The organism is Enterobacter cloacae complex sp. IR5384 (genome assembly GCF_049237265.1).
GTDB classification, from domain to species: domain Bacteria; phylum Pseudomonadota; class Gammaproteobacteria; order Enterobacterales; family Enterobacteriaceae; genus Enterobacter; species Enterobacter cloacae.
Genome location: NZ_JBMKHJ010000023.1, coordinates 43,757 through 59,691, shown reverse-complemented (window position 1 = coordinate 59,691; position 15,935 = coordinate 43,757). Strand labels below are relative to the sequence as shown.

13 protein-coding genes and 4 tRNA genes are annotated in these 15,935 nt (G+C 54.5%); 15 read left to right on the top strand and 2 right to left on the bottom strand.

All coding sequences use genetic code 11. The annotated features are described in order from the left end of the window. From wecA to ACOTX3_RS17480, 15 genes are all read left to right on the top strand, one after another. Positions 1-1,104 carry a UDP-N-acetylglucosamine--undecaprenyl-phosphate N-acetylglucosaminephosphotransferase gene (gene wecA, locus ACOTX3_RS17550; protein ID WP_058678773.1) on the top strand — a complete coding sequence of 368 codons (1,104 nt, stop codon included), beginning with the start codon at positions 1-3 and terminating at the stop codon, positions 1,102-1,104. A gap of 12 nt (positions 1,105-1,116) precedes the next feature. After that, positions 1,117-2,163 carry an ECA polysaccharide chain length modulation protein gene (wzzE, locus tag ACOTX3_RS17545; RefSeq protein WP_038985276.1) on the top strand — a complete coding sequence of 349 codons (1,047 nt, stop codon included), beginning with the start codon at positions 1,117-1,119 and terminating at the stop codon, positions 2,161-2,163. A gap of 56 nt (positions 2,164-2,219) precedes the next feature. Further along, positions 2,220-3,350 carry a non-hydrolyzing UDP-N-acetylglucosamine 2-epimerase gene (gene wecB / locus ACOTX3_RS17540; RefSeq protein WP_065187059.1) on the top strand — a complete coding sequence of 377 codons (1,131 nt, stop codon included), beginning with the start codon at positions 2,220-2,222 and terminating at the stop codon, positions 3,348-3,350. Then, positions 3,347-4,609: a UDP-N-acetyl-D-mannosamine dehydrogenase gene (gene wecC / locus ACOTX3_RS17535; RefSeq protein ID WP_038420803.1), complete on the top strand. Its 1,263-nt coding sequence runs from the start codon at positions 3,347-3,349 to the stop codon at positions 4,607-4,609. Before wecB ends, wecC begins: the two co-directional genes overlap by 4 nt. Beyond that, complete coding sequence (rffC, locus tag ACOTX3_RS17530; protein ID WP_023621145.1) at positions 4,606-5,283, top strand: dTDP-4-amino-4,6-dideoxy-D-galactose acyltransferase; 678 nt, start codon at positions 4,606-4,608, stop codon at positions 5,281-5,283. The genes wecC and rffC overlap by 4 nt, the downstream gene beginning before the upstream one ends. A gap of 4 nt (positions 5,284-5,287) precedes the next feature. Continuing rightward, entirely contained in the window at positions 5,288-6,418 is a 1,131-nt protein-coding gene (rffA, locus tag ACOTX3_RS17525; protein ID WP_048971965.1) for a dTDP-4-amino-4,6-dideoxygalactose transaminase, read from the top strand. A 1-nt stretch (position 6,419) separates the two neighbouring features. After that, entirely contained in the window at positions 6,420-7,670 is a 1,251-nt protein-coding gene (gene wzxE, locus ACOTX3_RS17520) for a lipid III flippase WzxE (protein ID WP_013099272.1), read from the top strand. Continuing rightward, complete coding sequence (locus tag ACOTX3_RS17515; RefSeq protein ID WP_013099271.1) at positions 7,667-8,746, top strand: TDP-N-acetylfucosamine:lipid II N-acetylfucosaminyltransferase; 1,080 nt, start codon at positions 7,667-7,669, stop codon at positions 8,744-8,746. The genes wzxE and ACOTX3_RS17515 overlap by 4 nt, the downstream gene beginning before the upstream one ends. Next, entirely contained in the window at positions 8,743-10,095 is a 1,353-nt protein-coding gene (gene wzyE / locus ACOTX3_RS17510; RefSeq protein WP_014833719.1) for an ECA oligosaccharide polymerase, read from the top strand. Before ACOTX3_RS17515 ends, wzyE begins: the two co-directional genes overlap by 4 nt. A 12-nt stretch (positions 10,096-10,107) precedes the next feature. Beyond that, positions 10,108-10,848: a lipopolysaccharide N-acetylmannosaminouronosyltransferase gene (wecG, locus tag ACOTX3_RS17505; RefSeq protein WP_023619874.1), complete on the top strand. Its 741-nt coding sequence runs from the start codon at positions 10,108-10,110 to the stop codon at positions 10,846-10,848. A gap of 208 nt (positions 10,849-11,056) precedes the next feature. Next, a complete protein-coding gene (gene thrP / locus ACOTX3_RS17500) occupies positions 11,057-12,442 on the top strand; it encodes a bifunctional threonine/serine APC transporter ThrP (protein WP_038420798.1) in 1,386 nt (461 codons plus the stop codon). A gap of 102 nt (positions 12,443-12,544) precedes the next feature. Then, positions 12,545-12,621: transfer RNA gene (locus ACOTX3_RS17495), tRNA-Arg, on the top strand. A 67-nt stretch (positions 12,622-12,688) separates the two neighbouring features. Next, positions 12,689-12,764: transfer RNA gene (locus ACOTX3_RS17490), tRNA-His, on the top strand. A 20-nt stretch (positions 12,765-12,784) separates the two neighbouring features. Beyond that, positions 12,785-12,871 (top strand) — tRNA-Leu (locus ACOTX3_RS17485). 42 nt (positions 12,872-12,913) lie between these two features. Next, positions 12,914-12,990, top strand: a tRNA-Pro gene (locus ACOTX3_RS17480). 538 nt (positions 12,991-13,528) lie between these two features. On the opposite strand, the gene hemY is transcribed toward ACOTX3_RS17480, so the two are convergent. Both hemY and hemX read right to left on the bottom strand, forming a co-directional pair. Beyond that, on the bottom strand, positions 13,529-14,728 hold the full coding sequence (gene hemY / locus ACOTX3_RS17475) for a protoheme IX biogenesis protein HemY (RefSeq protein ID WP_013099267.1): 1,200 nt from the start codon (positions 14,726-14,728) through the stop codon (positions 13,529-13,531). A 2-nt stretch (positions 14,729-14,730) separates the two neighbouring features. Then, positions 14,731-15,927 (bottom strand): uroporphyrinogen-III C-methyltransferase, encoded by a 1,197-nt coding sequence (gene hemX, locus ACOTX3_RS17470; protein ID WP_058678771.1) that lies wholly within the window; start codon positions 15,925-15,927, stop codon positions 14,731-14,733. Positions 15,928-15,935 lie beyond the last annotated feature (8 nt).

Here is a 15,935-nt window from a genome sequence, read left to right as displayed (position 1 = left end):
GTGGACCTACTTGATACGTTTACTGAACTAACCAGTATTTTTTTATTCACCACCTGCTTTCTGTTTTTTGCACGTAAGGTGGCGAAATATCTGGGGTTAGTGGATAAACCCAACTTCCGGAAGCGCCATCAGGGGATGATCCCTCTCGTAGGGGGAATCTCTGTTTTTGCTGGCCTTTGCTTCACCTTCACCATTGCTGACTACTATGTTCCGCATGTTAAGTTGTACCTGATGTGTGCGACGGTGTTGGTTTTGGTTGGGGCGCTCGACGATCGTTACGACATCAGTGTCAAAATTCGCGCTATCGTTCAGGCTGCGGTCGGCATTGCTATGATGGTGTTCGCAAAGCTTCATCTAAGCAGCCTCGGCTATATTTTTGGGTCGTGGGAGATGTTACTGGGCCCGTTTGGCTATTTCCTGACACTATTTGCTGTATGGGTTGCAATAAACGCATTCAACATGGTGGACGGCATAGATGGCTTGCTCGGTGGATTGTCCTGCGTCTCATTTGCTGCTATCGGTTTCATTTTATGGTTTGACGGTCAATACAGCCTGGCCATGTGGTGTTTTGCCATGATCGCGGCCATCCTTCCTTATATCTTATTAAATCTGGGAGCGTTAGGCCGCCGATATAAAGTGTTTATGGGTGATGCCGGTAGCACTCTGATCGGCTTTACAATCATCTGGATCTTGCTGGAAACCACACAGGGTAAAGTCCATCCCATTAGCCCGGTAACCGCGTTATGGATCATTGCCATCCCATTGATGGATATGGTTGCGATTATGTATCGCCGATTGCGTAAAGGGATGAGTCCGTTCTCCGCTGACCGCCAGCATATTCATCATTTAATCATGCGAGCCGGGTTCACTTCCCGTCAGGCATTTGTACTTATTACACTGGCTGCTGCTATTCTGGCGGGAATTGGTGTGGCAGCAGAATACGTACAGTTTGTACCTGAGTGGGTTATGTTGGTACTGTTCTTGCTAGCGTTTTCTCTGTATGGCTATTGCATTAAACGCGCATGGAAAGTCGCTCGTTTCATTAAGCGTGTAAAACGCAGGATGCGTCGAAATAGTGGTAATAATCCGACTTTAACTAAATAAACTGGGATTGTGATGACTCAACCGTTGGTGGGAGCAAAATCAGAGATGACCGAGAATGAGCTGGATATACGTGGCTTGTTTCGCACTTTATGGGCCGGAAAACTGTGGATTGCAGGCATTGCACTGGGCTTCGCGTTAGTTGCACTCGCGTATACCTTTTTTGCAAAACAGGAATGGAGTGCAACGGCGATAACTGACAAACCCACTGTTAACATGTTGGGGGGATACTATTCCCAGCAGCAGTTCCTGCGCAACCTGGATATCAAGGCAAATCTGGCGACGCCCGATCAGGCTTCCGTCATGGATGAGGCGTATAAAGAGTTTGTCATGCAGCTGGCCTCCTGGGACACGCGTCGTGATTTCTGGAGCCAGACGGATTATTACAAGCAACGCATGGTGGGCAACAGCAAAGCCGATGCCGCGCTGCTGGATGACCTGATTAACAATATTCAGTTTATGCCGGGCGATGCGCTGCGTAATGTTAATGACAGCGTCAAACTGATTGCAGAGACGGCGCCGGATGCCAATAACCTGTTGCGCCAGTATGTCGCTTTTGCCAGCCAGCGCGCCGCAAGTCATCTTAATGAAGAACTCAAAGGCGCCTGGGCGGCCCGTACCATCCAGATGAAAGCGCAGGTAAAACGTCAGGAAGAGGTGGCTAAAGCCATATTCTCCCGCCGTGTTCATAACATTGAACAGGCACTCAAAATTGCGGAACAGCACAATATTTCTCGCAGCGAAACGGACGTTCCGGCGGATGAACTGCCTGATTCTGAAATGTTCCTGCTTGGTCGTCCAATGCTGCAGGCTCGTCTGGAAAACCTACAGGCCGTTGGCCCTGATTTTGACCTCGACTACGATCAAAACCGCGCCATGCTCAACACCCTGAATGTAGGTCCAACGCTGGACCCGCGTTTTCAGACCTATCGTTATTTGCGAACGCCTGAAGAACCTGTAAAACGCGATAGCCCACGTCGTGCATTCCTGATGATCATGTGGGGGATTGTAGGCGCACTGACGGGCGCTGGCGTGGCGTTAACACGTCGTCGCACAAATTAAGAACGCCATTGACGATGAAGGCCACGGCCTTCATCGCCTAATCGAAGAGAATCGATGTGAAAGTACTTACCGTATTTGGTACCAGGCCGGAGGCCATCAAGATGGCGCCTCTGGTGCATGCGCTGGCCAGCGATCCTGATATTGAAGCGAAAGTGTGCGTTACGGCGCAACACCGGGAGATGCTCGATCAGGTTTTAACGCTCTTTTCCATCGTCCCGGACTTCGATCTGAATATTATGAAGCCGGGGCAGGGATTAACGGAGATTACCTGCCGTATCTTGCAAGAGCTTAAGCCCATTCTGGAATCCTTTAAGCCTGATGTTGTGTTGGTGCATGGCGACACCACCACCACTGTGGCGGCCAGCATGGCTGCGTTTTATCAACGTATTCCTGTCGGCCACGTTGAAGCGGGCCTGCGCACCGGCAATCTTTACTCGCCGTGGCCGGAAGAAGCCAACCGCACGCTTACCGGGCACCTGGCGATGTACCACTTTGCACCCACCGAAAATTCGCGCCAGAACTTGCTGTGTGAAAATATCGCCGACAATAAAATCTTTGTGACCGGCAATACGGTTATCGATGCCCTGATTTGGGTGCGTGACCGTGTGCTGGCTAACAACGAACTTCAGGCAGAACTCGCTGCGCGTTACCCGTTCCTGAACAACGGCAAAAAAACCATTCTTGTCACCGGCCACCGTCGTGAAAGCTTTGGCCGGGGTTTCGAGCAAATCTGTCATGCGCTGGCTGAAATCGCCGCGCAAAACAAAGATGTGCAGATTGTCTATCCGGTGCATCTCAACCCTAACGTCAGCGAGCCGGTCAACCGCATTCTGGGGCATGTTGAAAATGTCCTTCTGATTGAGCCGCAGGACTACATGCCGTTTGTCTGGCTTATGAATCATGCCTGGCTGATCCTCACCGATTCAGGCGGTATTCAGGAAGAAGCACCTTCACTCGGCAAGCCGGTGCTGGTAATGCGTGAAACCACCGAGCGCCCGGAGGCGGTAAAAGCGGGCACGGTGCGTCTGGTCGGCACGGATAAGCAGCGTATCGTCGATGAAGTGACACACCTGCTGCACGACGAAGAAGCGTATCAGGCGATGAGCCGGGCCCATAACCCGTACGGTGATGGGCTGGCTTGTGGCCGTATTTTGCATGCACTTAAACACAATCGGGTATCGCTATGAGTTTTACTACCATCTCTGTCATTGGTCTTGGCTATATTGGCTTGCCTACTGCGGCAGCATTTGCCTCTCGTCAAAAACAGGTTGTAGGCGTGGATATCAATGCGCGCGCGGTGGAAACCATTAACCGTGGCGAAATCCATATTGTGGAGCCCGATCTCGACCGCGTGGTCAAAGAGGCCGTTGATGGGGGATTCCTGCGCGCCAGTACCACGCCGGTTGAAGCCGATGCTTATCTCATTGCTGTGCCGACGCCATTCAAAGGCGACCATGAACCCGACATGGTCTACGTAGAGGCCGCTGCGAAATCTATTGCACCTGTGCTCAAGAAAGGGGCGCTGGTGATCCTGGAGTCCACTTCTCCGGTTGGCGCAACCGAGCAGATGGCACAGTGGCTGGCAGAAGCCCGGCCGGATTTAAGCTTCCCGCAGCAGGCGGGAGAGCAGGCCGATATCAATATCGCCTACTGTCCGGAGCGCGTGCTGCCGGGGCAGGTGATGGTCGAACTGATTAAAAATGACCGCGTGATTGGCGGGATGACGCCTGTTTGTTCCGCTCGTGCCAGCGCGCTGTACAAGATTTTCCTCGAAGGCGAATGCGTGGTGACGAACTCCCGTACCGCAGAAATGTGCAAACTGACGGAAAACAGCTTCCGCGACGTGAACATCGCTTTTGCCAACGAACTGTCGCTCATTTGTGCCGATCAGGGGATTAACGTCTGGGAATTAATCAGCCTGGCGAATCGTCATCCGCGCGTTAACATTCTGCAGCCAGGCCCGGGCGTAGGCGGTCACTGTATCGCCGTCGATCCATGGTTTATCGTGGCGCAAAACCCCGATCAGGCACGCCTGATCCGCACCGCGCGTGAAGTTAACGACAGCAAGCCACACTGGGTTCTCAACCAGGTTAAAACCACGGTGGCAGATTGTCTGGCTGAGAGTGGCAAACGGGCCAGCGAACTGAAAATTGCCTGTTTTGGCCTGGCATTCAAACCTAACATCGACGATCTGCGCGAAAGCCCGGCGATGGAAATTGCTGAGATGATTGCCCAATGGCACACGGGCGAAACGCTGGTAGTCGAGCCGAATATTCATGAACTGCCGGCAAAACTGGCGGGGCACTGCACGCTTACCGCGCTGGATGACGCGCTGGCCACGGCGGACGTACTGGTGCTGCTGGTGGATCATAAAGAGTTTAAAGCGACCCCCGCTGATGCCGTACAGCAGCGTTACATTGTTGATACCAAAGGTGTCTGGCGTTGAGCAACCTGAACGGGATGCTTGAGTCCCTTGAGTGGGAGAGCCATTTTTTTGGCCTGCCTTCAGCCATTCTGCGTTTGCGCGAAACTGCACCGGCACTGACTGACGCCGACTTTCGCGTCTGGCAGCGGGTACAGGCGAAGATCCCGGCGGACCGCGCCGACCTGCTTGATGCGCTTCAGCAACACGGTTTTCAGCTGGTGGAAGGCGAAGTGGATCTTGCCATTACGCTAACCCGGCATGAGGCGCCAGGCGCGGAAGTTGCCGCTGAGCAGGATATCCCGGTGCTGCGCGAAATGGCAGCGCAGGCGTTTGCCCGCAGCCGCTTTCGTGCCCCCTGGTATGCACCTGAGGACAGCGGACGTTTCTATGCCCAGTGGATTGAGAATGCGGTAAAAGGGACGTTCGATCATGTTTGTCTGGTGTTCCGCGCGGCGGACGGCCAGATCCAGGGTTTTGTTTCGCTTCGCAAGCTCAACGAGCGCGAGGCGCGTATCGGCTTATTAGCTGGCCGGGGTATGGGCGAGAAACTCATGCAGGCGGCGCTACACTGGGCGCAGCAGCAACAGGTCTCGACGCTGCGGGTGGCAACCCAGATGGGCAACACCGCTGCGCTTAAACGTTATATTGCGAGTGGTGCCAACATCGACGCCACCGCCTACTGGTTATACAGGTGACAAGATGATTCCATTTAACGCACCACCCGTCGTGGGAACCGAACTCGACTATATGCAGTCTGCTATGGGCAGCGGCAAACTCTGTGGTGATGGTGGGTTTACCCGTCGCTGCCAGCAGTGGATGGAACAGCGTTTTCACAGCGCTAAAGTGCTGCTGACCCCTTCCTGTACGGCGTCGCTGGAAATGGCTGCGCTGCTGCTCGATATTCAGCCCGGTGATGAAGTGATTATGCCGAGCTACACCTTCGTCTCCACGGCGAACGCGTTTGTGTTACGCGGGGCGAAAATCGTCTTTGTGGATATTCGTCCGGACACCATGAATATCGATGAAACGCTGATTGAAGCGGCGATCACTGATAAAACGCGGGCGATTGTTCCGGTCCATTACGCGGGCGTGGCCTGTGAAATGGACACCATTATGGCGCTCGCGAAAAAGCATAACCTGTTTGTGGTGGAAGATGCCGCTCAGGGCGTGATGTCCACCTACAAAGGACGCGCGCTCGGCACCATCGGCCATATCGGCTGCTTTAGCTTCCACGAAACCAAAAACTATACCGCAGGTGGTGAAGGCGGCGCGACGCTGATTAACGACCGCGCGCTGGTTGAGCGTGCGGAAGTGATCCGCGAAAAAGGCACCAACCGCAGCCAGTTCTTCCGTGGCCAGGTTGATAAGTATACCTGGCGCGATATTGGCTCAAGCTATCTGATGGCGGATCTGCAGGCGGCGTATCTGTGGGCACAGCTGGAGGCGGCAGAGCGCATTAACCTGCAGCGTTTGTCCCTGTGGCAGACCTATTACGACGCGCTGGCACCGCTGGCAAAAGCCGGGCGTATTGCGCTGCCGACCATTCCAGCAGACTGCGTCCACAATGCCCATATGTTCTACATCAAACTGCGCGATAACGACGATCGCAGCAAGCTGATTGCCTGGCTGAAAGAGGCTGAGATTATGGCGGTGTTCCACTACATTCCGCTGCACTCCAGCCCGGCCGGTGAAGCGTTCGGGACATTCGCGGGTGAAGACCGCTATACCACGAAAGAAAGTGAGCGTTTGCTTCGCTTGCCACTGTTCTACAACCTCGCGCCGGTTAACCAGCGTACGGTGATTAATACCCTTCTGAGCTATTTCGGCTGATATGTCTCTGGCAAAAGCATCGGTGTGGACCGCCGCGTCCACGCTTGTAAAAATTGGCGCCGGGCTGCTGGTCGTCAAGCTGCTGGCCGTCTCATTCGGCCCTTCTGGGGTGGGACTGGCGGGTAATTTCCGCCAGCTTGTCACCGTCCTTGGGGTATTGGCCGGCGCCGGGATCTTCAACGGCGTTACGAAATACGTTGCACAGCATCAGGATGACGCAGCGCAGCTGCGCAAAGTCGTCGGCACATCGTCGGCGATGGTGTTAGGTTTCTCTACTCTGCTGGCCGCGGTGTTTCTGCTGGCGGCGGCCCCCATTAGCCAGGGGCTGTTTGGACACACGCATTATGAAGGGCTGGTGCGTCTGGTCGCTCTGGTTCAGATGGGGATCGCGTGGGCTAACCTGCTACTGGCGCTGATGAAAGGGTTTCGTGATGCTGCCGGGAACGCGCTTGCGCTGATCCTGGGCAGCGTTATAGGTGTTATCGCCTATTACTTCTGCTACCGCCTGGGCGGGTATGAAGGCGCGCTGCTGGGTCTGGCGCTGGTACCTGCGTTAGTGGTCGTTCCGGCGGCGTTTATGCTGATGCGTCGTGGCGTTATCCCCTTAAGCTACCTGAAACCGCAATGGGACAAGGTGCTGGCGGGTCAACTGGGTAAATTTACCCTGATGGCGCTCATTACCTCTGTTACGCTGCCGGTGGCTTACGTGATGATGCGAAACCTGCTGGCGGCGCATTACAGCTGGGATGAAGTGGGAATTTGGCAGGGCGTAAGCAGCATTTCTGACGCCTACCTCCAATTTATAACGGCTTCCTTTAGCGTCTGGTTGCTGCCAACCTTATCGCGTCTGAGCTCCCGACAGGATATTACCCGCGAGATTACCCGCTCGCTGCGTTTTGTACTTCCCGCCGTGGCGGCGGCCAGTTTTACCGTGTGGTTATTGCGCGATGTCGCCATCTGGCTGCTCTTTTCGGCGAAATTCATCGCCATGCGCGATCTGTTTGCCTGGCAGCTGGTGGGGGATGTACTGAAAGTAGGCGCTTACGTATTCGGGTATCTGGTGATTGCGAAAGCCTCGCTGCGTTTGTATATCCTGGCAGAGATAAGCCAGTTTACGCTCCTGACGGCGTTCTCACACTGGCTGATCCCGGCACACGGTGCACTGGGGGCGGCTCAGGCCTATATGGCAACCTATATCGTTTATTTCGCTGCCTGTTGCGGCGTATTTTTACTTTGGCGTAAACGCGCATGACTGCACTGATTCACATACTGGGATCGGATATCCCACACCATAACCAGACCGTTTTACGGTTCTTCAACGATGAGCTCGCCCCGGGCAATCCCGATGCACGCGAGTTTATGGTTGCAGGCCAGGACAGGGGGCTGAGCGAGATGTGTCCGGCGCTGACGCTTACCTTCTGGCCGGATAAAGCCGCACTGGCGAAGGCAGTTGTCGCGAAAGCGAAAGCGGATCGTGAGCAGCGCTTCTTCTTCCATGGACAATTTAATACCGGTCTGTGGCTGGCTCTTCTGAGTGGCGGGATTAAACCTTCCCAGTGCAGCTGGCATATCTGGGGAGCCGATCTCTATGAAGTCTCCCGCGGCTGGAAGTTCCGACTCTTCTACCCGCTACGGCGTATGGCGCAGGGGCGGGTTGGCTGTGTTTTCGCCACCCGTGGCGATCTCAATTACTTCGCGAAACAGCACCCCAACGTTCGCGGTGAGCTGCTCTATTTCCCGACACGCATGAACCCGGCGCTGAATAACATGGCAAACGATACGCCGCGTGAGGGTAAGCTGACGATCCTGGTGGGTAACTCTGGCGATCGCAGCAATGAGCATATTGCTGCGCTGAAGGCGGTACATCAGCAGTTTGGCGACACGGTAAATGTCGTTGTGCCGATGGGCTATCCGGCCAATAATGATGCTTACATCAATGACGTTCGCCAGCAGGCTCTGGGATTGTTTAGCCCGGAGAATGTGAACATCCTGCGCGATAAGCTGGAATTTGATGAATATCTGGCGCTGCTTCGCCAGTGCGATCTCGGCTATTTCATCTTTGCCCGCCAGCAGGGAATTGGCACGCTGTGCCTGCTGATTCAGGCAGGCGTTCCCTGTGTGCTTAATCGCGATAATCCGTTCTGGCAGGATATGGCTGAACAACACATTCCGGTGCTGTTCACCACGGATACCCTGAACGTGGAGGTGGTACGCGAAGCTCAGCGTCAACTGGCGCTGGTGGATAAAAGTACCATCGATTTCTTTAGCCCGAACTATCTTACGCCGTGGCATCGTGCGCTGCGTATCGCTTCAGGAGACAACGCATGAGCCAGTTGCAATTCAGCGGCTTGTTAGTGGTATGGCTTCTGAGCACGCTATTTATCGCCACTCTGACCTGGTTTGAGTTCCGCCGCGTGCGTTTTAACTTTAACGTCTTCTTCTCGTTACTGTTTCTTCTGACCTTCTTCTTCGGTTTTCCGCTGACCAGTATTCTGGTTTTCCGTTTTGACGTGAGCGTCGCGCCGCCGGAAATCCTGCTCCAGGCACTCTTGTCGGCGACCTGCTTCTATGCGGTGTACTACGTCACCTATAAAACGCGTCTGCGTGCGGTGAAAGCGAGTGCGCCGCGTCGTCCACTGTTCACCATGAACCGGGTAGAGACCCATCTGACGTGGGTTATGCTGATGACCATCGCGCTGGTCAGCGTGGGGATCTTCTTCATGCATAACGGCTTTTTGCTGTTTAAGCTGCACTCCTACAGCCAGATTTTTTCTGCCGAAGTTTCGGGCGTGGCGCTTAAGCGCTTCTTCTATTTCTTCATCCCGGCAATGCTGGTGATCTTTTTCCTGCGCCAGGACAGTAAGGCCTGGCTCTTCTTCCTGGTGAGCACGGTCGCCTTTGGTTTCCTGACCTACATGATTGTGGGTGGGACGCGCGCCAACATTATTATCGCCTTTGCGATCTTCCTGTTTATCGGCATCATTCGCGGGTGGATCTCCCTGTGGATGCTGGCGGCAGCGGGCGTGTTTGGCATTGTGGGGATGTTCTGGCTGGCCCTTAAGCGTTATGGACTGAACGTGGCCGGTGACGAAGCGTTTTACACCTTCCTGTATCTCACGCGCGATACCTTCTCGCCGTGGGAAAACCTCGCTTTACTGCTGCAAAACTACGACAAGATCGATTTCCAGGGGCTGGCACCCATTGTGCGTGACTTCTATGTGTTTATCCCGTCGTGGCTGTGGCCTGACCGCCCGGGTGCCGTGCTCAACACAGCGAACTACTTCACCTGGGAAGTGCTGAACAACCATTCAGGTCTGGCCATTTCCCCTACGCTGATTGGTTCGCTGGTGGTAATGGGCGGAAGCTGGTTTATTCTGCCGGGCGCGGTTGTGGTAGGGCTGATTATCAAATGGTTTGACTGGCTCTATGTGCTCGGCAACGAAGAGACTAACCGCTACAAGGCCGCCATTTTGCACAGTTTCTGCTTTGGTGCCATTTTCAATATGATCGTTCTGGCGCGCGAGGGGCTGGATTCCTTCGTCTCGCGCGTGGTTTTCTTCATGGTCGTTTTCGGCGTCTGCCTGCTGCTGGCCAAACTGCTGTACTGGCTGTTTGACAGTGCAGGGCTTGTGCATAAGCGTGAGCCACAGGGCAGCAGAACGCTGTCGCAAGTCTGAGTAAGGATAGTCATGACCGACACAACCTCTGCACCGCGCTACGCGCTGCGTGGCCTGCAGCTTATTGGCTGGCGCGATATGCAACACGCGCTGGATTTTCTCTTTGCGGGTGGCCAGATGAAATCCGGTACGCTGGTCGCCATCAATGCGGAGAAGATGCTGGCGGTAGAAGATAACGCTGAAGTCAGAAGTCTGATAGACGCCGCCGAGTTTAAATACGCGGACGGTATCAGCGTGGTGCGCTCGATCCGCAAAAAGTTTCCTGGTGCTAATGTTTCACGCGTCGCGGGGGCCGATCTCTGGGAACAGTTGATGGCACGTGCAGGGGCAGAAGGCACGCCCGTATTTCTTATTGGCGGTAAGCCTGAGGTCCTGGCGCAGACCGAGCAGAAGCTGCGGCGTCAGTGGAATGTTAATATTGTGGGTAGTCAGGACGGCTATTTTAAACCAGAGGATCGGCAGGCGCTTTTTGACCGCGTGCGCGACAGCGGGGCGAAAATTGTCACCGTGGCGATGGGCTCACCGCGCCAGGAAATTTTGATGCGTGATTGCCGTCTGGTTTGCCCGGATGCCCTCTATATGGGCGTCGGCGGGACGTATGACGTCTTCACTGGCCATGTAAAACGTGCGCCGAAGGTATGGCAAAACCTGGGACTGGAGTGGTTGTACCGCCTGCTGTCGCAACCAACTCGTATTAAACGCCAGCTCCGTCTGCTGCGTTATCTCGCCTGGCACTACACCGGGAAAATGTAATCAAAATGTAGCGCGATATGCTGTTCGCGCTGCAACTCCCCTGCAAAACTGCTGCAAAACTGCTGCGAAACTGTGCAATGCATTTATTTTTTTAATGCATTGTTTGCCATTTTGCAGAATTTAAGAAACCATTCGCTCCGTATTTTAGTACCCCTAAAAAACAATACCTGGTATTAAGCCGGGAAACAGCAAACACAACCGAGGATCTATGGCAGAGAAAAAACCGGAGCTACAGCGTGGGCTGGAAGCTCGTCATATTGAACTGATAGCGCTGGGCGGCACTATTGGTGTGGGCCTGTTTATGGGCTCTGCAAGCACGCTCAAATGGGCCGGGCCATCCGTTCTGCTGGCATATATTATTGCTGGCCTGTTCGTTTTCTTCATCATGCGTTCGATGGGCGAAATGCTCTTCCTGGAGCCAGTGACCGGCTCTTTCGCCGTCTATGCGCACCGCTACATGAGCCCGTTCTTCGGCTATCTGACTGCCTGGTCATACTGGTTTATGTGGATGGCGGTGGGTATCTCGGAGATTACCGCGATCGGGGTGTATGTGCAGTTCTGGTTCCCGGATATGGTCCAGTGGATACCGGCGCTGATTGCTGTGGGGCTGGTGGCAATGGCAAACCTGGCAGCCGTTCGCCTTTATGGTGAAATCGAGTTCTGGTTTGCGATGATTAAAGTCACCACCATCATCGTGATGATTGTGGTTGGACTCGGCGTCATTTTCTTCGGCTTTGGCAACGGTGGTCACGCGATTGGCTTCGGTAACCTGACCGGGCACGGCGGCTTCTTCGCTGGTGGCTGGAAAGGCTTCCTGACGGCGCTGTGTATCGTTGTCGCGTCCTATCAGGGCGTTGAGCTTATCGGTATTACGGCCGGTGAAGCGAAGAACCCGCAGGTCACGCTGCGTAGTGCAGTGGGTAAGGTGCTGTGGCGTATCCTGATTTTCTATGTGGGGGCGATCTTCGTTATCGTGACCATCTTCCCGTGGAATGAGATCGGCACGACAGGCAGCCCGTTTGTCTTAACATTCGCGAAGATTGGTATTACGGCGGCGGCAGGTATCATCAACTTTGTCGTCCTGACGGCGGCGTTGTCTGGCTGTAACAGCGGAATGTACAGCTGCGGTCGTATGCTCTATGCGCTTTCGAAGAATAACCAATTGCCTGCGGCAATGAGTAAAGTGTCCCGCGCGGGTGTGCCTGTTGCGGGTGTGGCGGTGTCGATTGCCATCCTGCTGATTGGCTCATGCCTGAACTACATTATTCCAAATCCGCAGCGCGTATTTGTTTATGTCTACAGCGCCAGCGTGCTGCCGGGGATGGTGCCGTGGTTCGTTATTCTAATCAGCCAGCTGCGTTTCCGCCATGCGCATAAACAGGCGATTGCCAGCCATCCGTTCCGCTCGATTCTGTTCCCGTATGCGAACTATTTGACGATGGCGTTCCTGATTTGCGTATTAATCGGGATGTACTTTAATGATGATACCCGCATGTCGCTGTTTGTCGGGATGATCTTCCTGGCGGCAGTCACTGCAGCCTATAAGCTATTTGGGCTGGGGCGCCGCGCCACCACGCAGAAAGTGGAGGAATAAGCGGCAAAATGTGCAAACCATAACCAAACGCGCATTTTTTTCAAAAAAGCACTAGACAGCGGGGTCGGAGGTACGTAATATCCAGCCCCGCAACGGCGCTAAGCGCCCGTAGCTCAGCTGGATAGAGCGCTGCCCTCCGGAGGCAGAGGTCTCAGGTTCGAATCCTGTCGGGCGCGCCATTTTAGTCCCGGCGCTAGAGCTGCGGTGGTCTGAGAAGTAGTCAGTACCGCGTGAAAGAATACAGTGGTGGCTATAGCTCAGTTGGTAGAGCCCTGGATTGTGATTCCAGTTGTCGTGGGTTCGAATCCCATTAGCCACCCCATTATTGAAGAGTTGTGAATTGCGAAGGTGGCGGAATTGGTAGACGCGCTAGCTTCAGGTGTTAGTGTTCTTACGGACGTGGGGGTTCAAGTCCCCCCCCTCGCACCACGACTTTAATGAATTGAACTAAAAATTCAAAAAGCAGTACATCGGCGAGTAGCGCAGCTTGGTAGCGCAACTGGTTTGGGACCAGTGGGTCGGAGGTTCGAATCCTCTCTCGCCGACCAATTTTGAACCCCGCTTCGGCGGGGTTTTTTGTTTTCTGCGGCTTTTCACCTCTGTATCCATTCCCCGACATACGCGTTTCCTGTTGTCGCGAACCAGCGACACTTAATTAATTGAAAACTAAAATAATATTTCATCAGCGTCTTAACCGTCTCTTTCTGACGACACTTCTGCGCTTTTACCGATATCTTATGGTGCGTCAGACGGGTCTTAGCAGCAGAAATTCCTTTTATCTTAAAATGTTGCGCGATGTAAAATTTCTTCGTGTAACGTTGGCATGTAACGTGCAATAATATACGTGTAGATGCTCATTCCATCTCTTATGTTCGCCTTCGTGCCTCATAAACTCAGGAATGATGCAGAGCCATTTACGGTGCTTATCGTCCACTGACAGATGTCGCTTCGGCCTCATCAGACACCATGGGCATAACGTTGAGTGAAGCACCAAATATGTTGTCTTACAGACCTGTTTTAACGCCTGCTTTTATAGCAGGCGTTTTTTTATGCCTAAAAAAGGAGGCCGTCTGGCCTCCTTGATAATTACTGCTGCGTTCCGTTGTTCTGTAGCGTTAGCAGAAGCCCGTCGCGCCGCATGGCGGCAGCTTCTTCCGGTTTATGCTGCTTGTCGAGCGTATCGGCAAGCCACGCGTAGTCAAACGCGTCCGGGCGCTGTTTTAACGCCGCACGGAAGGCGAGGCTCGCCTCCTGCCATTCACCGTGTTTCATCAGCGACTGGCCCAGCGTGCTCCAGAGCAGCGGACGATCGCCAACGGTTTTGATCTGTTGGCGCAGCACTTTTTCGATTTGCTCAGGGTTGTTGGTTTTCAGACGCGGGATCACCATGACCAGACGATCGTCGTACTGGCGCTTCAGACCGTCGAGGAGGATCTCCTGAGCCGTGTCATGATCGTCACATTCAATCAGGTGTTCCGCCATTGCCACCTGCAGAGGAACCTGCTGACGCGTTTTGCGGCTCTGATTCTTCCACCAGGTTTTCAGACCATCGCTGCCCAGATCGGCACGCGCCTGATCCATCAAACCAATCCACGCCATGCGCTGGAGTTCGTCACGATGTTCATCATCACCCACGTCGGCTTTCGCCATCGAAGGAATAATGTCCAGCAGTGAACCCCAGGCACCGGTACGGATATAGGCCTGCTCGGCAAGGCGCAGCACTTCAGGGTGGCGAGGAGTGATTTCCAGCAGACGGTCAACGCCGTGGCGCGCCGCATGGTTTTCATTACGTGCCAGCTGCAGGCGAACGCGAGTGATCTCAACCGGGATCTGGTTGTCGGACGCCATCTCCGATGCGCGCTCCAGATGCTGATTGGCGCGGGCCTCGTCACCACGCTGTTGAGCTGCTTCAGCAGCCAACAGATAGTTCACGACGGGTTGTTCGGCGTGATCGGCGTTTTTGGACATCAGCTTTTCCACCTGCTGATAGTCGCCCTCGGCGAGCTTAATCAGCGCCTGCTCGGTCTGCTTACGGGCGCGACGGCGCTTGCGGCCAACGAACCAGCCACGGGTATGGGCACCGGTGCGGAAAATACGGCGCAGGATCCACTCCAGCGCCAGCAATACCACAACGCCCAGGATCAGAATGATCACCAGACCCGTTACGCTGGTTTCGATGTTGTAATTGTCGGTCTGGATCAACACGTATCCCTGGTGACCGGCAAGCATCGGCCCAAGGACGATCCCGGCGATCAGCAGGATAAAGAGTAAGAGTACTTTAAGCATCGTTACTCTCCTTGTGGGGCGCTTTCAGGCGCGGGCGCGGCGGCTGGTGCAGGTTCACCCGTCTGCGCAGCCGGAACGCCCGGCTGTGCCAGCAGGTTACGTACGCGCGTTTGCATCAGCTTTTCCAGAATCGGCTGGCTGGCCAGTTTATCCGGCACGTTCATGGTGATGTTCTGCTGACTCAGTTTGTCTATGTCATCGAGGAACGCCGTGGTGGTGGCATCATCGGTATCGTAGTAAGCACGTACCCATGTGGAGACGTTATCCAGCGCCTGCTTGTAGGTCTCTTCCTGATGACGTGGCACGGCCTGGGCCGCGACCAGCAGACGGGAACGAATGTTCTCACGCAGGTAGACATCCTGGTTCGGCGCTAACAGCGGCACGGCGGTTTCATCACGGCGACGAATGGTGATGAAGCTGTCCATAAAGTTCTGCCAGCTTTTTTGCAGGTTTACACGCCACTCGCTCAGGGAGCTGGACAGCTCGGTGCCGTCGGAATCCATGGGAGAATCGTCGTCGTTGTTATCAGCCAGTTGCAGGTTATCAATCTGGTTCGAGAGCTGATTTACCTTGAGGATGATGCCGTCATAATCCACCTGAGAAACGGCGGAGAGGCTGGCGATGTCTTCGGTAATGGCGCGACGTGCGGTGATGAGGCTTGGATCGTTCATGTCCGCCAGACTCGCATCTGCGCTTTTCAGCAGAGCGGCGGCGGTGGTGACATCCTGATCGCTCCAGAGCTTACGCCCGGCCAGTTTCACCAGAAAATCGGCCTGAGAAAGCAGCCAGGTTTTGGCATCGGTACCGGAAATGGTAGCCACTTTTTGCTGCACTTCGTCCAGCTGTTTGGTTAGCTCTTCCTGTTTGCTGTTCGCATCGGCAAGCGCGGCAGCCTGCTGTTTGATGACGCCTTCCAGCTCGGTTTTTTGTGTCTCCTGCGCTTTTTGCAGCGCAGCGAGCTGATTAACCAGCGCGTCGCTGGTTGCCGTCTGATTGGTGCTTTGCTGTTTCACCAGGCCGTAGAGGCTGACGCCTGCTGCCAGCGCAATGGCGATGGCAATCGCGCTCAGCGCGAGGCTGGTCTTGTTGCTGCCGTTTTTCTTCTCAACGGTTTTCTCAGTCGTTTCTGACTGTGGCGTCATGTCCACAGTCTCCCTGGTCTCTTCAACCACGGCGGAGGATTTGTCGTGTTCCGTCATTATGGCAT